The organism is Chryseobacterium indologenes (assembly GCF_001295265.1).
Lineage (GTDB): Bacteria > Bacteroidota > Bacteroidia > Flavobacteriales > Weeksellaceae > Chryseobacterium > Chryseobacterium indologenes_A.
The window spans coordinates 85,408-107,398 of the sequence record NZ_LJOD01000011.1 but is presented as its reverse complement, the minus strand read 5'-3'; the positions used below and the strand labels follow the sequence as shown (position 1 = coordinate 107,398).

The 21,991-nt window shown below is 39.4% G+C and carries 21 protein-coding genes and 1 riboswitch; of the genes, 16 read left to right on the top strand and 5 right to left on the bottom strand.

Going from position 1 to position 21,991, the window contains the following annotated elements; genetic code table 11:
* Positions 1-11 precede the first annotated feature (11 nt).
* The 8 genes from AOB46_RS15930 (at position 12) to AOB46_RS15900 (ending at position 7,833) form a co-directional block, all read left to right on the top strand.
* Positions 12-1,199 (top strand): homogentisate 1,2-dioxygenase, encoded by a 1,188-nt coding sequence (locus AOB46_RS15930; RefSeq protein WP_062701162.1) that lies wholly within the window; start codon positions 12-14, stop codon positions 1,197-1,199.
* 26 nt (positions 1,200-1,225) lie between these two features.
* Positions 1,226-2,497 carry an acetyl-CoA hydrolase/transferase family protein gene (locus tag AOB46_RS15925; RefSeq protein ID WP_062701160.1) on the top strand — a complete coding sequence of 424 codons (1,272 nt, stop codon included), beginning with the start codon at positions 1,226-1,228 and terminating at the stop codon, positions 2,495-2,497.
* Between the two features lie 143 nt (positions 2,498-2,640).
* The gene (locus tag AOB46_RS15920; protein WP_062701158.1) at positions 2,641-3,432 is read left to right on the top strand and encodes a hypothetical protein; all 792 of its coding nucleotides are present in this window, start codon (positions 2,641-2,643) and stop codon (positions 3,430-3,432) included.
* Positions 3,433-3,668: 236 nt separating this feature from the next.
* A complete protein-coding gene (hppD, locus tag AOB46_RS15915) occupies positions 3,669-4,799 on the top strand; it encodes a 4-hydroxyphenylpyruvate dioxygenase (protein WP_062701157.1) in 1,131 nt (376 codons plus the stop codon).
* Between the two features lie 71 nt (positions 4,800-4,870).
* Positions 4,871-5,332: a hypothetical protein gene (locus AOB46_RS15910; protein WP_062701156.1), complete on the top strand. Its 462-nt coding sequence runs from the start codon at positions 4,871-4,873 to the stop codon at positions 5,330-5,332.
* A gap of 69 nt (positions 5,333-5,401) precedes the next feature.
* Positions 5,402-6,649 (top strand): fumarylacetoacetase, encoded by a 1,248-nt coding sequence (gene fahA / locus AOB46_RS15905; RefSeq protein WP_062701155.1) that lies wholly within the window; start codon positions 5,402-5,404, stop codon positions 6,647-6,649.
* Positions 6,650-6,746: 97 nt separating this feature from the next.
* Positions 6,747-6,923: a GxxExxY protein gene (locus AOB46_RS24105; protein ID WP_157845075.1), complete on the top strand. Its 177-nt coding sequence runs from the start codon at positions 6,747-6,749 to the stop codon at positions 6,921-6,923.
* An 88-nt stretch (positions 6,924-7,011) separates the two neighbouring features.
* Entirely contained in the window at positions 7,012-7,833 is an 822-nt protein-coding gene (locus tag AOB46_RS15900) for a flavin reductase family protein (protein ID WP_062701154.1), read from the top strand.
* Positions 7,834-7,906: 73 nt separating this feature from the next.
* Here AOB46_RS15900 and AOB46_RS15895 read toward each other — a convergent pair whose 3' ends face one another.
* Both AOB46_RS15895 and AOB46_RS15890 read right to left on the bottom strand, forming a co-directional pair.
* Entirely contained in the window at positions 7,907-8,350 is a 444-nt protein-coding gene (locus tag AOB46_RS15895; RefSeq protein WP_062701152.1) for a hypothetical protein, read from the bottom strand.
* 65 nt (positions 8,351-8,415) lie between these two features.
* A complete protein-coding gene (locus AOB46_RS15890; protein ID WP_062701150.1) occupies positions 8,416-9,258 on the bottom strand; it encodes an alpha/beta hydrolase family protein in 843 nt (280 codons plus the stop codon).
* 74 nt (positions 9,259-9,332) lie between these two features.
* Between AOB46_RS15890 and AOB46_RS15885 the strand changes: the two genes are divergently transcribed.
* The 8 genes from AOB46_RS15885 to tenA all read left to right on the top strand — a co-directional run bounded on the left by AOB46_RS15885 (position 9,333) and on the right by tenA (position 16,107).
* Positions 9,333-10,586 carry a DUF4886 domain-containing protein gene (locus AOB46_RS15885; protein WP_062701148.1) on the top strand — a complete coding sequence of 418 codons (1,254 nt, stop codon included), beginning with the start codon at positions 9,333-9,335 and terminating at the stop codon, positions 10,584-10,586.
* A 15-nt stretch (positions 10,587-10,601) separates the two neighbouring features.
* The gene (locus tag AOB46_RS15880) at positions 10,602-11,375 is read left to right on the top strand and encodes a HipA family kinase (protein ID WP_062701139.1); all 774 of its coding nucleotides are present in this window, start codon (positions 10,602-10,604) and stop codon (positions 11,373-11,375) included.
* Positions 11,362-11,745 carry a DUF3037 domain-containing protein gene (locus AOB46_RS15875; protein WP_062701136.1) on the top strand — a complete coding sequence of 128 codons (384 nt, stop codon included), beginning with the start codon at positions 11,362-11,364 and terminating at the stop codon, positions 11,743-11,745. Before AOB46_RS15880 ends, AOB46_RS15875 begins: the two co-directional genes overlap by 14 nt.
* Positions 11,746-11,768: 23 nt before the next feature.
* Entirely contained in the window at positions 11,769-12,803 is a 1,035-nt protein-coding gene (locus AOB46_RS15870; RefSeq protein WP_062701134.1) for an alpha/beta hydrolase, read from the top strand.
* 248 nt (positions 12,804-13,051) lie between these two features.
* Positions 13,052-13,144, top strand: a riboswitch (TPP riboswitch).
* A 66-nt stretch (positions 13,145-13,210) separates the two neighbouring features.
* The gene (thiM, locus tag AOB46_RS15865; protein WP_185113877.1) at positions 13,211-14,008 is read left to right on the top strand and encodes a hydroxyethylthiazole kinase; all 798 of its coding nucleotides are present in this window, start codon (positions 13,211-13,213) and stop codon (positions 14,006-14,008) included.
* Positions 14,005-14,640, top strand: coding sequence for a thiamine phosphate synthase (gene thiE / locus AOB46_RS15860; protein WP_062701133.1), 636 nt, complete (start codon positions 14,005-14,007; stop codon positions 14,638-14,640). The genes thiM and thiE overlap by 4 nt, the downstream gene beginning before the upstream one ends.
* On the top strand, positions 14,637-15,470 hold the full coding sequence (thiD, locus tag AOB46_RS15855; protein WP_062701131.1) for a bifunctional hydroxymethylpyrimidine kinase/phosphomethylpyrimidine kinase: 834 nt from the start codon (positions 14,637-14,639) through the stop codon (positions 15,468-15,470). The genes thiE and thiD overlap by 4 nt, the downstream gene beginning before the upstream one ends.
* The gene (gene tenA, locus AOB46_RS15850) at positions 15,457-16,107 is read left to right on the top strand and encodes a thiaminase II (protein ID WP_062701129.1); all 651 of its coding nucleotides are present in this window, start codon (positions 15,457-15,459) and stop codon (positions 16,105-16,107) included. Before thiD ends, tenA begins: the two co-directional genes overlap by 14 nt.
* A 103-nt stretch (positions 16,108-16,210) precedes the next feature.
* On the opposite strand, the gene AOB46_RS15845 is transcribed toward tenA, so the two are convergent.
* The 3 genes from AOB46_RS15845 to AOB46_RS23415 all read right to left on the bottom strand — a co-directional run bounded on the left by AOB46_RS15845 (position 16,211) and on the right by AOB46_RS23415 (position 21,904).
* A complete protein-coding gene (locus AOB46_RS15845; RefSeq protein WP_062701255.1) occupies positions 16,211-18,973 on the bottom strand; it encodes a TonB-dependent receptor plug domain-containing protein in 2,763 nt (920 codons plus the stop codon).
* Between the two features lie 384 nt (positions 18,974-19,357).
* The gene (locus AOB46_RS15840; RefSeq protein ID WP_062701127.1) at positions 19,358-21,688 is read right to left on the bottom strand and encodes an ATP-dependent helicase; all 2,331 of its coding nucleotides are present in this window, start codon (positions 21,686-21,688) and stop codon (positions 19,358-19,360) included.
* Between the two features lie 66 nt (positions 21,689-21,754).
* Positions 21,755-21,904 carry a hypothetical protein gene (locus tag AOB46_RS23415; protein WP_157845074.1) on the bottom strand — a complete coding sequence of 50 codons (150 nt, stop codon included), beginning with the start codon at positions 21,902-21,904 and terminating at the stop codon, positions 21,755-21,757.
* Between the last annotated feature and the right edge of the window lie 87 nt (positions 21,905-21,991).

The window sequence follows — 21,991 nt, the reverse complement described above, 5'->3', positions numbered from 1 at the left end:
ATAAAAGTAAAATGAGATATCATCAATCGGGAAGCATCCCACAAAAAAGGCATACCATATTTAAATCGCCGGAAGATAAGTTCTATTACGAACAGCTTTTCGGCACGGAAGGTTTTCATGGAATTTCCTCACTGCTTTATCATATCCACCGTCCTACACAGATCAAATCCATAGGAATACCGAAAGACGTTACCCCTAAGATTGCTGTAGAGAAAAATGTTGCTCCAAGAATGTTCAAAGGGATGAATGTAACGCCGGAAGATGATTTCATGGACAGTCGTAAAATCCTTCTGATGAACAATGATCTGAAGATGGGGCTTGCCAAACCGAGAAAATCCATGGATTATTTCTACAAAAACGCAGAATGTGATGAACTTCTGTATGTACATCAGGGAAATGGTATCCTGAAAACTTTTGTGGGTGATCTTGAATTTGTTACAGGTGATTATCTTATTATTCCGAGAGGGACTATTTATCAAGTAGAATTACAGTCTGATGATACGGTATTTTTTGTACTGGAAAGCCACTCTCCTATTTATACTCCTAAAAGATACAGAAATGAATTCGGGCAGCTTCTGGAGCATTCTCCTTTCTGCGAAAGGGATATTATTGCCCCGGTTTTTAAAGAACCAAAAGATGAAAAGGGAGAATTTTTAATTAAAGTAAAAAAGGAAAACCAGATTACGGATTTCATCTATGCAACGCATCCTTTTGACGTTGTGGGTTGGGATGGCTATTTTTATCCTTACAAATTCAATATCAAAAACTTCGAGCCGATTACCGGAAGAATTCACCAGCCCCCTCCGGTGCACCAGAATTTTGAGGGACATAATTTCGTAGTCTGCTCATTCTGTGCAAGGATGTATGATTACCATCCACTGGCAATCCCTGCTCCTTACAACCACTCTAATATCGACTCTGATGAAGTTCTTTTCTATACAGAAGGAGATTTCATGAGCCGTAACCATATTGATCTTATGGACTTCACCCTACATCCGGGAGGCATTGTTCACGGGCCTCACCCAGGCGCTATGGAAAGAAGCATCGGTAAAAAATTCACAGAGGAATATGCTGTAATGGTAGATCCTTTCCGTCCGTTGAAAATCACCGAAGAAGCTTTAAAAGTAGAAGATCCTTCCTACAAAACTTCCTGGCTGGAAGAAACTGACAAAACCATGGAAGACCGCTCCCAGGAATAAAAAAATCATTCATAAAAAAATTCATTATGTACAATTATATAAGTGCAGAAGAAGCTATATATACTATCAAAAGCGGAAACCGCGTATTTTTCCACGGAAGCGCATGTACTCCGAATTATCTTATTGACGAACTCGCAAGACAGTCAAACCGTCTGGAAAATGTAGAAATGGTTTCCATTACCCAGCAGGGAAATGTGGAAATTGCCAAACCTCAATATAAAGACAAATTCTTCATTAACTCATTATTTGTTTCCACTCCGGTTCGTGATGCGGTAAATTCTGACAGAGGAGACTTTGTTCCTGTTTTCTTAAGTGAAATTCCTATTCTGTTCAGAAAAAACATCTTGCCTCTGGATGTGGCGCTGGTAACCGTTTCACCTCCCGATAAACATGGATTCTGTACATTGGGAACTTCTGTAGATGTGGCGAGAGCAGCAGTAGATACAGCCAAAATTATTGTCGCCATCGTTAATCCTTTAATGCCGAGAACCCATGGTGATGGCATGATCCACATCAGCAGAATTCACAAACTTGTATGGCATGAAGAAGAGCTTCCAACCGTAGATTACGGATCCAAAGTCGGCCCTGAGGAAATGCTGGTAGGAAAAAATGTTGCAGAGCTTATTGAAGACAGATCCACCCTTCAGATGGGTATCGGAACCATTCCTGATGCTGTACTGAAATGTCTGAATAACCATAAAGACCTGGGAATTCACACAGAAATGCTGAGCGACGGTGTAATTGACCTCATTAAGAACGATGTGATCAACAATAAATATAAAGGTTACAACGATAATAAAACCATTACCAGCTTCTGCTTCGGAACCAGAAAACTCTATGATTATGTAGATGACAATACCGTTTTTGCATTCAGAGATGTAAGTGATGTAAACTTCCCGATCAATATTATGAGAAATAAAAAAATGGTAGCCATTAATTCTGCCATTGAAATTGATCTTACCGGGCAGGTTTGTGCAGATTCTATAGGAACTATGCAGTACAGCGGAATTGGAGGACAAATGGACTTTATGAGAGGTGCTGCTTTAAGTGAAGACGGGAAACCGATTATCGCCATTACCTCAAGAACCAAGAAAGGAATTTCAAGGATTGTTCCTTTTCTTAAACAGGGGGCCGGAGTAGTCACCACAAGAGGGCACATTCACTATGTAGTGACCGAATATGGAACAGCTTATCTGTATGGTAAAAACCTGCGTCAGAGAGCCCAGGAACTTATCAGCATTGCCCATCCGGACGATAGAGAAATGCTGGAAAAGGCTGCTTATGAGAGATTTAAATAGCAACAACAATTCTGAAAGATTTCTTTGCCCTGCTATTTTTTGTTCCCTAAGCAGAGAAATTTTTCAGATACCAATTAAACACACATCAAAAAACTTTAACATTTGGCAGTATTTTTGATGAAATCCTTTCAAAACCAAGGAAATTGAAAACGATATATAATTCGATAAGAGAAGAAGTTGTAAAGCATTCAAAAGTCAGGGATTCTGTTTTGGGGAATGTGAGTGAATGGAAGAGAAGCCATTATATCATCCTTTCCGAAATCATTAAAGAAGAACTATCTGAAGCGGAGGAACTCAAAGGAGGAAAAAAATTTGAAATAGGAAACACAATTTCGCACGTTACCCTGCAACGCTTTTTTGAAAATGATTATAAGGATAAAACCCACAGTGATCTGAGGTTTCTGAAAACTCTCGATAAAATATGTATTTTTCTGGGATACAGAGATCTCAACGACTATACTTTATCGGTAAAAAAAAGGAATCATGAAAAAAAAGAGAGCGGAAGCCAGGAATTTATTACCCAGCTGGTATATGATTACTGTGCCGCCACCTTTGAATTTTACAAACACTTCCCGGCTCATAAGCCCGAACTTTTCAAGGAACTTGTATTTGACGGATCCCCTTTTTTAGAGAGAACCTCACAGTTCAGTAAAGAACTTTGTGAAAGAGACTTTCAGCTGGTTACCAAAAACAACCGGTCTAATTATGAGGTCTTTGATATTCATCTGGTGACTGATGAACCGGATAAAAAAATCCTTGAATCCCAGGAATTCTGGAATCTGCTTTTCAAAGCAGGTGAAACAGGAGAAGAACATTTTGTAAACCAGCTGAATACCCAGATCTATTTTATCCGTAAAATAGACAATGTCTGGAAGATCTGGGACAATTACAATCCCGATGCCGGAAGGCTCAACAGAAAAGTAGAACTCTTATAAATGACGAAAGCTGTAGAAGTTCTACGGCTTTCGTGTTTCGAAACATTTTTTTTCCACTTGTTTTTTGTGAATACAAATGTACATATCCCAACTTCAGAATAAGAAACTTAAATATACTTAAATGAACTTTTCTTTAACTTTATGTTAAGTAAATCCAAGGATTGCTTATTAATATTTTCCCTATTACTCAGAATTTTGTAATTTGCATACCATTAAAATAAAAGTAAAAAGAAAATATGTCAACACTTACATTTGCCGAAAAAATTGCTCAAGCTGAGAATTTTCTGCCGATTAACGGTACAGATTACATTGAGTTTTATGTAGGGAATGCGAAACAGGCTGCCCATTATTATAAAACCGCTTTCGGTTTTCAGTCTGTAGCATATGCAGGTCCTGAAACAGGAGTAAGAGACCGTGCTTCTTATGTTCTTCAACAGGGAAAAATAAGATTGGTACTGACTACCGGTCTTAAATCTGATTCCCCGATTAATGAACATGTAAAAAAACATGGTGACGGAGTAAAAATTTTGGCACTTTGGGTAGACGACGCTTATGCAGCCTTCGAAGAAACTACTAAAAGAGGCGGAAAACCATATCTGGAGCCTGTAACGCTAAACGATGAGCATGGTGAAGTAAGAATGTCCGGAATTTATACCTACGGAGAAACCGTTCACATGTTTGTAGAAAGAAAAAATTATAACGGTGCCTTCATGCCGGGATACGAAAAATGGGAAAGTGATTATAAACCTGAAGAAGCAGGTTTACTGTATGTAGACCACTGCGTAGGAAACGTAGACTGGAACAGAATGATCCCTACCGTAGAATGGTACGAAAAAGTAATGGGATTTGTAAACATCCTTTCTTTTGATGATAAGCAGATCAACACAGAATATTCTGCATTAATGTCTAAAGTAATGTCCAACGGAAACGGATATGCTAAATTCCCGATCAACGAGCCTGCAGAAGGTAAAAAGAAATCTCAGGTAGAAGAATATCTTGATTTTTATGAAGGAGAAGGCGTACAGCACATTGCTGTTGCTACAAAAGATATCATCCATACAGTAACCGAATTAAAAAAACGGGGTGTAGAGTTCCTTTCTGCTCCACCGGAAGCATATTACGATATGGTTCCTGAAAGAGTAGGTCATATTGATGAAGATCTTAAAAAATTACAGGAACTTGGCATCCTTATTGACCATGATGAAGAAGGGTACCTGCTTCAGATCTTTACGAAGCCTGTAGAAGACCGCCCTACCCTGTTCTTCGAAATTATTGAAAGACACGGTGCACAGAGTTTTGGCGCCGGAAACTTCAAGGCATTATTCGAAGCGCTGGAAAGAGAACAGGAAAGAAGAGGTAATCTTTAATTTAACAATATCATTATAAAGTTTTGTCAGGATGAAGAGTTCTGGCAAAACTTTTTTATAAAACACAGTACATGAAGAAACTTTTAATCGGAGTTTTATTACTGGGAACATTAGGGCTTAAAGCTCAATATGGAACCATCAATGAAATCCTCAACAGACTTGAAGAAAGAAAAGGTATCAACCAGCATCTTGAAAATGTAAACATTGATAACAAGAAATTTGTTTTCATTAAGGATGCAGCAGACCATACGGAAAGAGACTTCATCATTATCAAAGGAAATCAGGCTACCTATGTAGAAGTTTTTGATGATAAAGCTACCGGAGAAAGCAGTTCCAATGTTTTTACCGGCGATATCGTAAGGAAAAAGAACATTGTTTCCTTAAGAGCAGACATGCTTGAAAATACAAAAGTCCCGATTCCGGTCACCAAAACCCTGCTGCTGACTAAACAAAAAGATATTCTGTATCTTATTGATGTCAACACCAAAGACCGCTGGATTGATGAAGAATCCTATTCTAAAAAGAAGAAATAAACTTCCCTCACCGGCAGGAACATAAAACAATGCTCTTATTTTCCTATCCTTTAATTTAAATCCAAACTTATGAAATCATTTGTAGAATATTCCCCGAATTCGGACTTTTCCATACACAATATTCCCTTTGGAGTAACTGTTTTTAATAAAGAATATATTGGATGCTGTACCAGAATCGGAGATCAGGTAATTGATCTTGCGACCCTGTACGATCTGGGTTATTTTGAAGATATAGAAGGCTTAGACGATAATGTATTTGAAGCCTATACCCTGAACGAATTTATTGAACTGGGAAAACCGGTTACCAATGCAGTCCGCATCAGAATCCAGGAGCTTCTGCAGGAAGGTTCTGCTTTATCCAAGGATCAAAAAACCATTGAAGATGCTTTCTACGACCTTGATAAAGTAAAAATGATGATGCCTGTACACATTCCGAATTATACGGACTTCTACAGCAGCATCGAGCACGCTACCAACGTAGGTAAAATGTTCCGCGATCCTGCCAACGCCCTTCTTCCTAACTGGAAGCACCTTCCGGTAGGCTATCATGGAAGAGCTTCCTCCATCGTAGTTTCCGGAACAGAAATCAACCGTCCAAAAGGTCAGACAAAACCAGCCGATGCTGATAAACCTGTTTTCGGACCAAGCAAACAGCTTGATTTTGAACTGGAAATGGCTTTCATTATCAGCAAAAATACAGAGATGGGCGAAAGCATCTCCACAAAAGAGGCTGAAGACGCCATCTTCGGAATGGTAATTTTCAACGACTGGTCTGCAAGAGATATCCAGTCATGGGAATATGTTCCGCTGGGACCTTTCCTTGCTAAAAACTTCGGATCATCCATTTCTCCGTGGGTTGTAACTCTTGAGGCTTTAGAACCATTCAGAACCGCTTCTCCTGCACAGGATCCTGAAGTATTGGATTATCTGAAATTTGAAGGAGATAAAAATTACGACATCAACCTTGAAGTATACATCCAGCCTGAAAACGGTGAGGAAAACCTGATCTGTGAGAGTAACTATAAACATATGTACTGGAATATGACCCAGCAGCTTGCTCACCACACCGTAAACGGATGCAATGTGGAAGTTGGTGATATGTATGCCAGCGGTACCATTTCAGGAAGCGATCCTAAATCTTTCGGCTCTATGCTGGAATTAACCTGGAGAGGGCAAAACCCTTTATCATTAAGCAATGGTGAAGAAAGAAAATTCATTGAGGATAATGATACAGTAACAATGAAAGCCTGGGCTGAAAAAGATGGTGTGAGAGTGGGATTTGGAGAAGTAAGCGGTAAAATTATTCCAACCACATAATTTTTTAAAACACTTTAGTATTTTTAAGTTACATGATAATGGAACTCGTATCAACTGTAAGCTAAAATGTGATTTTTTGATAGAATAATTAATTGTTTTGGAATTAAAATCAGTTGCTGAAATTCATCAGATCCATAGAGCACAAACAATAAATTATATGAATCTTTTAAAAATACCACGAGCTATACTAGTTAATTTCAATGGTACTAATCTTTATCATGAAGGATGTGAATCTTTCGCATCAAAGGTATTTAAAGAACTTCCAAAAGAATGAAAATCGTAGATTTTCAACCTTAAGTGTACCTTAATGAACAGCATTAAAGATAACTAAAATAACTCTTAAGTGTTAAAAAAATAAAAAAATGAAAACAGTAATCCCCTCCGAAATAACTTCCGTTCAGCTGCAGACCATTATGCAGACGGCCGTATCACCACGTCCTATTGCGCTGGCCTCTACGGTAGATAAGAACGGAAACATCAATTTATCTCCATTCAGCTTTTTCAATATGTTCAGTACGGTTCCCCCGATACTGATTTTCTCGCCTTCAAGAAGAGTGCGTGACAATACAACGAAACATACCCTGGAAAATGTTCTGGAAGTTCCGGAAGTAGTAATTGGAACCGTTAATTTTCCCATTGTACAGCAAATCTCTTTAGCTTCAACAGAATATGAAACAGGCGTTAATGAATTTGTGAAATCCGGACTGACCATGAAAGATGCAGATCTGGTGAAACCCAAACTGATTGAAGAATGCCCGGTTAATTTTGAGTGCAGAGTTTTAGAAGTAAAGTCTCTGGGAGATCAGGGTGGCGCAGGAAATCTGGTGATCTGTGAAGTTCAGAAAATCCATATCAGGGAAGAATATCTGAATGAAGCAGGAAATCTGGATCAGGAAAAACTGGATATGGTAGCAAGATTAGGAAGTAACTGGTATTCCAGAAGCAATGAAAACAGCCTTTTTGAGGTTCCGAAACCTCTGGTTACCAAAGGAATCGGCTTTGATCTTCTGCCGGATGCCATCAAATACAGCAAAGTATTTACAGGAAATGACCTGGGAATGCTTGCCAATACAGAAGTATTACCCGCCGGAGATTTTTATGCCGATGAAAATATCCACACTGATGCCCAAAAATTACTATTAGAAAGCAGAATTGAAGAAGCCTGGAAAATCTTAATGAAATAATCAGGATAAATTAAAATATGAAAAAGGAGTGAAAATGAACTTTCACTCCTTTTTTATCAAAAAATAGAACTTATTACCTTGTTTTCAGCTCTTCACTGACTTCTATTTTTCCTTTTTCAGCATATTCTTTCACTTTTCCGTCTCTGTCTATCAGGACATTCAGGTTATCGTTTTTAGCATCAAAATAAATGAATGCGTAATATCCCGGACAATTATGCTGCATACATCCGTTTGCCCTGTATACTTCATTTTCCACTTTAATAGGACTTACCACATTGAAATTTTTAACCATTTCATCATAATCTGCTCCCATAAGCTTTTTAAGTCTGTCTGTTAATTCTTTATCTTCAAAGAGCTTAATATCAGTGGGATATTTACCTACATTCTTTGTCAGAATATTTTGTGCCAGTACAACTTCTTTAACGGTTTCAGCAGGGGCAGTTTTAGGGATTTCTTTTTTACATGAAACAGCAGCCAGCAATGAAAATGCAGCAGCGCATACCATCAGTTTTTTCATAATTACTTTTAATAGGTGATGATTATTTTTAAGCCTATCGCTTCAAACTTTGTTCCAGATAGGTTTTATTTTATATTTTTCTGAATAAATTCAATACATTTTTCTGTTACGGTGTTCAGGTGTTGCGGAAGTCTGCTTTCCGTCCAGGGTTCTTTTGATCCGAAGGTATGATCTGCATTTTCCACTAAAAAGAGTTCAGAATTAGGATTGAGAATATGAAGATGCTCAGCATTCTTTACGCTCACACTTTCATCATGGGTTCCATGAATAATCAGGACGTAGGCTTTTGCCATTTCAGCCGCTCTTTCCACATCAAAACGGTGGATATTCTTTTCAAAATCTTCATAAAACTGGTAGTAATGAGGCATTTCCTGTTTGGTACGCCCGTTCAGAACATAATATACTCCGTTTTCCTTCCAGCTTTCAAGAGCATTGTCTGTTGGGAAGCGTTCCAGGGTATCTACACTGGCAAGCGTAATCAATCCGTTGATTCTTTCATCCTCACAGGTTTTCACAATAGAAACCCCACCTCCCCTGCTGTGACCGATCAGGATAATTTTCTGGTCATCAACTTTAGGATGATGGCTGAAATAATCAATAACCACTCCTAAATCAGAAAGCTCCCTGGAATAATTATTATTTCCGAAGGCTTCCAGATCAGCGAAGTTATGAGGATCATTTACCGTTGTTCCGTTGTGGGAAAAATTAAATTTCACAAAGAAAAAACCGGCTTCCGCGAAATTTTCAGCCATAAGAGTCCACGCTCCCCAGTCTTTATAGCCCTTATAACCATGAACAAAAATGACGAGAGGTAGTTTTGCACCCGTTTCAGAATAGAAAGCATCGGCCAGAAATGTTTTAGTCTCCGGATTTTCCAGCTTTATATTAAAATCTTTTATCAATTTCATAAATAAATGTTTTATTCACTGCATTATATTTATAACAACAGCTATATTTGCAATATTCACTCTAAACTAAATATATGAAAAAAACTCTACTCTTTCTATTTTTAATTTTATTTTCGTTCACCCTCAGCCAAACTGTAAAAAGGGTTTTCTTTGTGGGAAACAGCTATACTTACACCAATAATCTGCCGGAGCTGGTAAAACTTATTGCAGCCTCTTCCGGAGATCAATTGGCTTATGAAAGCCACACAATAGGCGGGGCCCGACTGAAACAGCATTCGGAGAATCCGGCCGTTGCCTCAGTAATCAATCAGGGAAACTGGGATTATGTGGTCTTACAGGAGCAAAGCCAGATCCCGTCTTTTCCGAACTCCTATGTACAGAATGAAATGTTTCCTTATGCAAAGCAGCTTGCAGAACAGATAAAAAACGCCAACGCCTGCGGAAATCCCTTATTTTTTATGACATGGGGCTATAAAAACGGAGATGCAACCAACTGTGCCAATGGCAATACAGCCTCATGTACCTATGAGGGAATGGATGACCTGATCTCTGCCCGATATACAGAAATGGCCAGTCTTAATGAAAGCCTTGTATCTCCCGTTGGGAAAGTATGGAGAATGATCAGACAGCAGTATCCTGAAATGGAACTTTATTCTTCAGACGGGTCACATCCAAGCTATTTAGGCTCTATGGCAGCTGCCTATACTTTCTATACCCTGATATTTAAGAAAGACCCCGAGCTCGCCTCTTTTAATGGAAACCTCACCACTACGGAATCGCAGGCGATAAAAAGTGTTGTAAAAAATGTAGCTTTCAATGGACTGAATACCTGGTTTGTCAGTGCCAATGATGTTCCTACACGGTTTACCTATCAGATATCCGGAAATACCGTACAGTTTACCAACCAAACGCAGAATGCAACATCTTTTCTCTGGAATTTCGGGGACGGAACAACCTCAGCATTGGAAAACCCTCAGCATACCTATACTTCCACAGGAAATTATCAGGTAAGCCTGATAACCAATGCCTGCAATAAAAATTCAACAAAAACGAAATCTGTGGCTTTTCATAGTCTCGGAATAAAGGAACAGAATACAGTTTCCACTCATATTTATCCGAACCCTGCACAGGATTACATCAATATTATTACCGATAAGAAAATTTCAGTGATCTCACTGACTGATGCTGCAGGAAGAATACTTCGTTACAAACTTGAAAAATCGGTTCCGGGATATGTTATTCCTTTAAATCATCTTTCCTCCGGAATATATCTGTTAAAATATAAAGAAGGAGAAACAGAATTCACTAAAAAGATTCTAAAAAAATAACCTTATTTTTGCGGTATGCTGGATTTAAGAACGGTAACCGTAATGCGTTACATCCTTCCTTTGAGAGAAGGCGGCTCTCTTCCTGCTTTGGCAGAAGCTGATGATGATTTTAAATATGTACTGAAATTCCGTGGTGCCGGCCATGGAGTAAAAATGCTTATCTCCGAACTTCTGGGTGGAAAGATCACCGAAGCTCTTGGACTGAAGATACCGGAACTGGTACTGGTGAATCTGGATGTAGATTTTGGAAGAACGGAAGCTGATGAAGAAATCCAGGATCTTTTGAAATTTTCGGAAGGTCTGAATCTGGGGCTTCATTACCTTTCCGGTTCTATTACCTATGATCCCGGTGTAAAAATAGATCCACTTCTGGCTTCCAAAATTGTATGGCTGGATGCATTTATCACGAATATCGACAGAACATTCAGAAATACCAATCTCCTGATGTGGCATAAAGAACTCTGGGTGATTGACAATGGAGCCTCTTTTTACTTCCATCATTCATGGCAGAACTTTGACACAGCAGCCAAAACACCGTTTAAATATGTAAAAGACCATGTTTTGCTGCCGCAGGCCAAAATGCTGGACGAAGCTGATGCATTTGCCCATACAGTATTGAATGATGCTCTTTTCAGAGACATCGTCAATCTGATCCCTGAAGACTGGCTGCACTGGAATGATGCTGATGAAACTCCTGAAGAAATCCGTGAAATCTATTTCCAATTCCTGAAAACCAGACTGGAAAATTCTCCAATCTTTTTAAACGAAGCCAAAAATGCAAGAGGATAAAATATACGAATACGCTGTAATACGCCTGGTACCTAAAGTTGAAAGGGAGGAATTTTTCAATATCGGGCTGGTCATGTTCTCCAAAAAAGAGAAGTTCATCCGCGTGGAATTCTATCTGTGCCCTGATAAATTCAGGCTGATGCACAGCAAACTTGATTATGATGACATCATCCATAATCTGGAAAGCTTCAAGAAAGTTGCTGAAGGCAGTAAAGAAGGCGGACCTATTGCTCTTCTTGACATTCCTGAACGTTTCCGCTGGCTGACGGCTGTAAGAAGCTCCGTAATCCAAACTTCGAGACCTCATCCCGGAAAATCCAAAGATCTGGAAATCACTTTTGGTAAGCTTTTTGAGGAATTAGTAAAATAGCACATTCCTTAAAAAAGTTTATTATGCATTCAACAATTAACAACATATCAATATACAGGTTTTTCACAAACCTGTTTTTTATTTTATTTTTAAGTTTTTCCAATTTAATTTTTTCACAGACTTTTTCACAATCCCCGACTCAGGCTCCACGTGTAAAGAGTACCCTGCTCCCGGAGATAGCAGCAGTTTCTGAAGATATTGTATATAAAACTAACAGAAAAGGAAATCCTGTTGCACTTGATCTTTATACTCCTAAAAATAAAACGGCTGATCTGCTTCCTGTTTTAATCTATGTTCATGGCGGCGGATGGATAGAAGGTGATAAAATAATCCATGCTGATAATTATGTTGAAAACACCATCAAAAAACTGATCGCCAGGCAATATGCAGTGATCAGCATCAACTATACGTTGCTGAATGAAAGCACTCATTTCCCTTTACCACTGGAAGACACTAAAGATGCGGTAAGATGGGTTAGGAAAAATGCAGAAAAATATAATTTTGATACCAATAACATCGGGCTTTTCGGAGCTTCAGCAGGAGCCCACCTTTCTCTGCTCGCAGCTTATACCCCCGATAACACGTATATCGGCAGCCCGGACCTTTCATCATATTCGTCAAAAGTGAATTATGTCATTGACCATTACGGCCCCGCAGATCTTAATAAGCTTTTTCATACGAGTGCAGGCACTATTCCGGTTTCTATGATCGGCATGATCTCGAAAAAGATTATCAGCCTGCAGCAGAATCTGGTAAAAGGATTATCCGGGTATGATATTAATAAAGACCAGCAAAAGGCTATAGATTATTTAAAAACCCTATCTCCTGTTAATTTTGCTTCTCACGGTGTCCCTACTTTAATTGTACAGGGAAACAAGGATAAAATTGTTCCTTTAAGCCAATCTAAAAAACTGCACCGGAAACTGAAAAGAGCAAAAGTTCAGACGTCTTTAATGATCATTGATAATGGTGTACACAGCTTTTCTACAACTGATAAAGCCTATCTGGATCAGATGGTAGATCAGATGGTAGATTTTATTGTCTCCCGGAAGAAATAAAACATCCGGTTCATCGGATCAACTGCGTTGATTTATTGCCCATAAATAAGCCATTGCGGTGAAGAAAAACCTCACAGGTCATTTTCATTTTTCTCACTGATACAGCAGGTGAACTTATTATCCTGCGAAAGTTATTTCAATTTTTCTTTTTAACCAAAATCAGTTTTTATTGAAAAAAGAAGCCTTTCCCCAAAAGAAAGGAAAATACATTGCCGGTTTTTGTCTGCACAGATAATTTTTATACATTTGTCTTGCTTTAGGGGTATTCTGAAAAGAATTGAGAGAGTCCCTTTGAACCTGATACGGCTTACACCGACGTAGGGAAAAGCAAAAAATACACTGGCCTCAGTACCTTTTTGTCTGGATTTTTCCTAAAGCTTTTTTTGATCTTATTCTAAATGATAACAATGGAAAAAATTCTTTGGGAACAGGTACAGCTTGTCAGACAAAAATCCCCTCTGGTTCACAGCATTACCAATTATGTAGTCATGAACAATACAGCCAATGCTCTTTTGGCAGCAGGTGCTTCTCCAATCATGGCTCATGCAAAATCTGAGATCCGCGAAATAGTCAACATTTCCCATTCAATAGTTATTAATATCGGAACTCTTGATGAATACTGGGCTGAATCGATGTTCATAGCTGCTGAGACTGCCTATTCCACCGGAAAACCATGGATTTTAGATCCTGTAGGAGCAGGAGCTACTTCATACCGGGATCAGGTTTTACAACAGCTTTTACAATATCAGCCTGCGGTAATCAGAGGAAATGCGTCTGAGATCATCGCTCTTGCCAAAGCTAATACTACAACAACGAAAGGAGTAGACAGCACAGTACAAAGCAATGAGGCTGTTCATTCGGCACAGTTTCTTGCAGAACAGTATCATACAACCGTCTGTATTTCCGGTGAAACAGATATTATTTTAAACGGAAAACAGGAAGTCCTCATCAAAAACGGTCATCCGATGATGACTAAAGTGACAGGTCTTGGATGCTCTGCCACTGCATTAACAGGAGCATTTGCCGGGATTCAGGAAGATAAAGTCATCGCTACGGCAGGAGCAATGGCATTGATTGGTATATCAGGAGAGCTGGCTGCCCGGGAAAGTAAAGGTCCGGGAAGTCTTCAGGCCAATCTGCTTGATAAACTATACAACATAACTGAAGAAGAATTTTTCAGCCATATAAAAATTGAACAAAAATGAGTCTTTCTTCTTTTCCTTATCAGCTTTATCTGGTGATTTCCGAGGCAGACTGTGCCGGAAAAAATTTTCGTGAAGTAGCTGAACAGGCTATTCTGGGAGGGGTTGACATCATCCAGCTGAGGGAAAAACATAGCAGCACCGCTTCATTTCTTCAGAAGGCCCGGCAGCTTATTGAAATTACGGAAAAATATAATATTCCACTCATCATTAATGACAATACTGAAGTTGCAGAAAGCATCAATGCAGCCGGAATTCATGTGGGTAACAGCGATGCCTCACCTGTTGACCTCCGGCAGCATCCTCTTATTAAGAATAAGATGATAGGTTACTCCATTGAATACCTTTCGCAGCTTGAAAACGAACAGACTTCAGTCTCCGATTATTTAGGAATAAGCCCTGTCTTTAAAACCTCAACCAAAACAGATACCATAACAGAATGGGGACTTGAAGGAATAGCAGAAATCAGAAGTCTTACTGATAAACCATTGGTTGCAATCGGCAGGATTAATCCAGGAAACGCAAGAGAAGTCATTAATGCCGGTGCCGACTGCATTGCCGTTGTTTCCGCGATATGCAGTGCTTCAAATCCTCAAAAGGCAGCTTATGAATTAAAAAATGAAATTTTAAAATGAAAAAATATAAATATCCTTCCGTACTGACGATTGCAGGATTTGACGGAAGCGGCGGCGCAGGCATTCAGGCTGATATTAAAACGGCTTCTGCTTTAGGCTGCTTTTCCACATCGGTCCTCACTGCTTTGCCGGTTCAGAATACGCAGGGTGTAAGGAAAATATATCCCGTTCCTGTAGAGGCAGTAGCAGATCAGATTGAAGCGATCCTCGATGATATTTTCCCTGATGCCGTTAAAATAGGAATGGTTCATACTCCGCAACTGGTAGAAACCATCGTTTCAACTTTAGCCAAATATAGAAAAATACCCATTGTCTTTGATCCTGTCATGGTAGCCACAAGCGGACACCGTTTGATTGAAAAGGAAACCATCACCGCCATTATTGAAGACCTTTTTCCGATAGCAGATGTCATTACTCCTAATATGGATGAAGCCTCAATCCTGGCTGATATGCCTGTTCATACCATTGAAGATTTATACGCTGCGGGAGAAAAGATCAAAAAACTGGGCTGTAAAAGCATCCTTCTTAAAGGCGGGCATCAGGAGACCTCAACCATAACTTCATTGTATTACGATGAAAATGAACAGTACCATTCTTTTGAAACGGTAAAATTTGATACCAATAATACCCACGGTTCCGGCTGTACCCTTTCCTCTGCCATCGCCGCTTATCTTGCACAGGGAAAAACGTTGTATGATGCTGTTTCTTTGGGACAGCAATACGTATATCAGGCGATAGAAAACGGTAAAGATGTGCAAACAGGTTTTGGAAACGGTCCGTTGAATCACTTTTTTAATCCTCAAAAACTTATCAAAAATGAAATGGTCTGAACATACGTGGAAAGTTATAGAAGAACGTTATCAGTCTATTCTGGACATGCCTTTTATTAAAGAATTATCAAACGGCACCCTGCCTCAGGAAAAGTTCCGTTTTTATATGGCTCAGGATTCTTTATATCTTGAGCACTTCGGGCGAACTCTTTCATTGATTGCGGCAAAAATTCAGGATATTCAGGATGTTCTGGCTTTTATGAGGTTTGCTGAAAACGCTATTGTGGTTGAAAATGCCTTGCATGAATCTTACTTCGTGGATTTTGGCGTTACGGATAAAGGTATTTTACAGCCTGCCTGCCATCATTATATTCATTTTCTGAGAAGCACTGCCGCACTGGAAGCCGTGGAAGTGGCCATTGCAGCCGTATTGCCCTGTTTCTGGATTTACAGGGAAGTCGGAAATTACATTTTAAACCAGCCAAAAACAAAGAACAACCCTTATCAAAAATGGATTGACACTTATGGCGGAGATGAATTTTCCGTAGCTGTAGATCAGGCTATCGCAATTTGTGACAAAGCAGCAGAAAGCAGTACCGCGGAAACCAGAAAAAAAATGACGGAAGCATTTGTCATGTCATCAAAGATGGAATTCCATTTCTGGGAAGCAGCTTATGATTTAAAGATGTGGAAATAATCCGGGTTAAATTTTTAATTCTTTATTTATTTCAGATTAAATACAAAACAAACAGGTCCCAAAAAGGACCTGTTTTAATAATAACAGAAAGTGAAAAAAAATATTAGAAATTGAAATTAAGTCTGGAGAACACATATCTCCCGTTCTGTCCGAACTGTGAAGTAGAACGTGAATACACAAACTGATCATTGTTGGTAGAAGCCGGAAGATTTCTGGTTGGGTAAATATCAAACAGATTATTCACACCTATTGTCAGTCCGACATTTTTGGTAAACTGATACGCCAGGGAAAGATCCGTAATGATTTTATCTGTGATCTGCTGATGTTCGTTTGGTTCCAGAATTCCATCGCCATTGGCATCAAGAATATCTGCACCGGTTACTTTTCCGAAATAAGTATTTCTAAGGTAAAGGCTTGCATTTTTCCATGAAAGGGTATGTGACAGGCTGGCTTTTACCCTTGGAACAGCTTCTTCCAGATACACTCTGGATTTTTCTGAAAAATAAATTTTTTCAAGGTTGGCAGACTGCAATAATCCTGAAGAATGGATATCTCCTACTTTCTTCGTCTGGCTGAGATTTATGGCAAAACTGTTATCCAGCTTCAGCCCTGAAACCTTCATATTATGGGCGATTACAACATCTACTCCTCTTGTTTCCGTATCAATGGCATTGGTAAAGAACTGTGCTCCGTTGATATTCTCCGCATCAAAAGCAGCTTGTGCCGCTGGCGGAACATCAGCTCTTAAAAACTGGTCGGTAAGAATAATCCTGTTGTCAATTTTTGTAAAATAGCCGTCTGCTGTAAAAGATAAATTAACCGAAGGAATTCTATAGGTAAATCCTATACTCGCCGATTTGGATGTTTCCTGCTTTAATTTTGGAATTCCCAGTAATTCTGCAATTCTGGAATCATTACTGAATGTACCCACTTCCAGAAGCTGGCCATTTGTATATAAAGTAGATGTGACATTATAGTAAATCTGATGAATAGACGGTGCTCTGAATCCGGTAGATCCGGCTAATCTCACATTAAAGTTAGGTGCTGCTTTGATTCTTGAAGCTAATTTATAGTTGAAAGTTGATCCGAAATCTGAATAATTCTCATATCTCGCTGCAGCATCCACCAAAAGCCAATTGGTAAAATTGAATTCCACGTCAGCATAGGCTGCTACAGATTGCCTGTTTTTATCCACCGCATTGGCAGGCCTGAATCCTCCGAATACCTGGGAACCTCCCGGAAGTGCATTTCCGAAAAAGTCTGTAGGTCTCGGGCTGTTGTTGGTCCATCTATTTCCGGAAACATCATAAGTTGCGTAGGAAGCCTCCTCTCCTGCTGTCATTTTGAAATTTTCATAACGGTTTTCTCCTCCGAAAGCTACATTAATTCCGTTCCATACATCATATTTTTTAGAAAAATCCAGATTGATTGTATTTTGGGAAAATCTCAATCCTCCGGCATTAAACTCCCTTGGAGAATTAAATCTTAAAGAGGTATTTCCTGTATTCCTGATGTTATAGGTAAATGAGTTCTGTCCAAATGTATTGCTCAGATCAATATGCCAGCCGTTCCATTGTCCTTTGATTCCGGCCGCAAGAGAAAGATCCTGAATATCGGTTCCAATCTGCGGCAGGTAACCGTCTGCATACAGCCCTGTAAACGTTCTGCTCTGGTTGGGTTTCCTGTAAAATCCTCCGGAAACACCGTGTCTGATGCTGTATCCACCGAATGAATATACTTTCCAGTCATCATTTACCGGAACTTCTATATTGGCAAAAAGCTGGTGATTGTTCAGCTTAGACTGGCCAACCTGCATATTAAAATCTTTTCTGGTCAATCCCCGGTAAGCCAGTTCCTGATCAGTAACATCAAAATTCAGTAAAGACTGAAGACCCTTCTGGATTACATTTCCCTGGGCATCCTTTATATCTTGGATAATCGAAGTATTCTGAATCGCACTCTGCTGGGCAGCGCTGAAATAACCTACTCCCTGTGCATATTGGTGAATATAATCTATAAGCTGCTGTGAATTCGGAGTATTATTGATATTGCTGAACAGAGATGAAAGGTTTACCCCGTCATTCAGGGCTCTTTTTTCAATGGCATTATAGGCATTATAAATAGATCCGCTCTCTGCTCCTGCTCTTGAAGTAGGATCTCTGAACTGTGAAGACCAGGTAATATTGTAAAAGCCGCCTTTATTTCCAATCTTATTTCCATAATTAAGGTCCAGCTGAATATTCTGGCCGTCAAAATTTTCCGTATGGTCATTTGCCGTTGGCGTTAAATTTCCGCCGTAGCTTACCTGTCCGGTCAGTTTTCCGGTATCTTTTTTCAGCTCCAGGTTGATAACTCCGGCAATGGCATCTGATCCATATTGAGCAGAGGCTCCGTCGCGAAGCACTTCAATTCTGTTCAGAGCAAATGAAGGAATGGCATTAAGATCAGTTCCTACCGTTCCTCTTCCCGGTGTTCCGTTCACATTCACCAGCGCTGAAGTATGCCTTCTTTTTCCATTCACCAGAACTAGAACCTGATCTGGTCCCAATCCTCTCAGCTGGGCAGGATCAAGGTGATCTGTTCCGTCTGAATTCGTCTGAATGGTAGAAGTAAAAGACGGAGCCAGTGAATTCAGGATCTGCCCTATACTGGATTGCGGAAGAACTACCGATGCTTCCTTTATATTAAAGACATCCACCGGAACGGGGCTGTCAGCTTTTGATCTTGCCCCTGCTCTTGAACCGAGAATAACAACCTCTTCTACCTTATTTGTTTTCAGACTGTCCTTTTCTTTTTCCTGCCCGAAAGCAAAAGTTCCCAGAAAAAATAAAACAGAAGCTGATAAGATGGTATTTTTATTTTTCATATCCTTTACATCAATTAATAGTTTATGTTTTTTGAGTGGCAAATGTAAAGTAATTTTATTAGTCTACAAAATTAATAGACTTTTGTTTTTTGAAAAAGAGTTATAGTTTTTGTCTATGCAGGACGAAAGTCTATGAGTTTTTATATATGAAGCAGGGTTTCAATAGACCGGCTCTGTCATATTTTTTTAGGTTACAGGTAACTGTTTCTCCTCTTCATTCAATAAAATCCCATTTTTGATTTACGTTGTATTGCTCTTAGCCTGAATGTCTATCATCTATCCGTCTGTCATCTAGTATCATCCCCTTATTTATCATATACAAAAAAACGAACCCTGTTCCGGATCCGTTTTTATATTGTAGCTTCAGCTATATACTGAAGAATTCTATATTTTCGTAAGCTTCGCGTATTTAAGAATCAGGTTTTTCTCACCCTCATGCATGAAAACAACCTTGGCTTTAATGTTTTGAGGGTCTGTTCCGTCCAGGAAAGTTACTTCTCCGATTCCGAAACGATCGTGCCTTACTTTATCACCTACTTCAATATTCTGGGAAGAAGCCCCACTTGGATTGATAATCTTAGCAGTACTTACAGGTTTCAGCTTTCGTACTTCAGGAGCTGGCTGTGAAGCATCTCCTCTATCAATCGTTTTCTTTTCTACTTTTCTGAAAGAACGCTGCTCAGAAGGATGTTCATCAAAAATATTGGATTTAAGACCGGCATTATTGATGAATCTTTTTTCTATGGCCGGATTGATGAATTCAATATACTCTTCATCCACCTCGCTTAAAAATCTTGAAGGCTCAGCATCAGTAATTTTTCCCCACTGAAAACGGGAAACGGCATAAGAAAAGAAAACCTGTTTCTCCGCTCTGGTCAGTGCCACATAAAACAGACGTCTTTCTTCTTCCAGATCCTCCCGGGTTGCAGAACTCATAAAGCTCGGGAAAAGATTTTCTTCAAGACCAACCAGATGAACTACCGGGAATTCAAGACCTTTTGAAAGGTGAATGGTCATCAGCGAGACCATATCATCTTCCAGCTCCTTATCCTGGGTATCAGCAGAAAGGGCAATATTTTCAAGGAAATTGGAAAGGCTCGGGTCGCCATCTTCCAGCTGCATCTGCTCTTCAATGAATCCCTGCATAGAGTTCATTAATTCCTGTACGTTTTCTACTCTGGAAATTCCTTCCGGAGTCTGATCATCTTTTAAAAATTTGATGAGCCCGCTTCGCTTTGCCACTTCCATTGCTACGCTGTAAGCGGTTTCAGTTTTCAGCAATACCTGGAATGCTTTTATCATCGACCAGAAGTCATTCAGTTTATTTAAAACTCCGTTATTTAATCCTAATTGCGGAGCATACATCGGAAGGTTATCCAGAACTTTTGAAACGGAAACATTTTGGGCATCTGCAAAAACAATCAGTTTGTTCTGTGTAGTTTCCCCAATTCCTCTTGCCGGATAATTAATAATTCTCGTCAATGCTTCAGAATCATTTTCATTGATCAGAAGTCTGAGGTAAGCAATCAGGTCTTTCACCTCTTTTCTTTGGTAGAAGGAAAGACCGCCGTATACCTTGTATGGAATATTTTTACGTCTCAGGGCATCTTCAAATGCTCTGGTTTGGGAGTTTGTTCTGTATAAAATAGCAAAATCACTGTATTTTCTCTGATCACGGTTGCGAAGTTCCCAGATATTTCCGGCTACAAAATTGGCTTCATCCGCATCGGAAAGGGAACGGTATACTTTAATTTTGTCTCCTTCTTCATTATCACTGAACACATTCTTTTTGAACTGCTGAATGTTTTTTGCGATCACAACATTGGCTGCATTCACAATCGTTTGTGTTGATCGGTAATTCTGCTCCAGTGACACAGTAATGGCGTCAGGATAATCTTTTTTAAAGTTCAGGATATTATAGATGTTGGCCCCACGGAAGGAATAGATCGACTGGGCATCATCCCCTACCACACAGATATTTTCAAATTTTGAAGCCAGTGCTTTTACAATAAGATACTGTGAATGGTTGGTATCCTGGTACTCATCCACCATGATATACCTGAATCTGTCCTGATATTTGGCCAGCACTTCCGGAAAACGGGTCAAAAGTTCATTGGTTTTCAGCAGAAGATCATCAAAATCCATGGAACCGTTTTTGAAGCAGGCATCCACATATCTCTGATAGATCTGCCCGATGAATTTCATATTGGCCTTTTCATCTGCTTCCATCAACTCGGGATTGTTGAAATAGGCTTTTACCGTGATCAGGTTGTTTTTATAGGTAGAAATTCTTGCCTGAACTTTTTTAGGTTTATAAAGATCGGCGTCGATATTCATGTCTTTCAATACTTTCTTGATCACATTCAGGGCATCCTGCTGGTCATAAATCGTAAAATTGGAAGGATAGCCCAGATAATGGGCTTCAATTCTCAGGATTCTGGCAAAAACGGAGTGAAAGGTTCCCATCCATAAACTTCTTGCATTGCTGGTTCCTACTACCTTGGCAATACGCTCTTTCATTTCGCGGGCGGCTTTGTTGGTAAAGGTTAATGCCAGGATATTGAAAGGGTCTACTCCGTTATTGATCAGGTGGGCAATACGCATTGTAAGTACACGTGTTTTTCCGGAGCCCGCTCCTGCAAGTACCATCAGAGGTCCCTGTAAAGAGGTAACGGCTTCATATTGTGATTCATTGAGTCCTTTCAGATAATCCATGCTGCAAAAAATTTTTGGAACACAAAATTAATGTATTCAAAGGAGAATTCAAATTATGAGGCCAATTTAACTTCCGGACGGGTATTCTTTCAGTGCTGTGTGGGTTTGCTTATTCAAAACCTTTTGCCTGAACCTTTTTCTTCCTTTGAATTGAAAGAATTTTACCGGTGTATGATGGGAAGCTCCTTCAGAATCTGAAAAGCTCAACTGGATCATAAAACCATTTATTGAAGGCCTTTTTATCTATAATCTCCTGTTCCCTTATCAACACACAGAAAAAGACAAAAAATACCATGTAGTAAA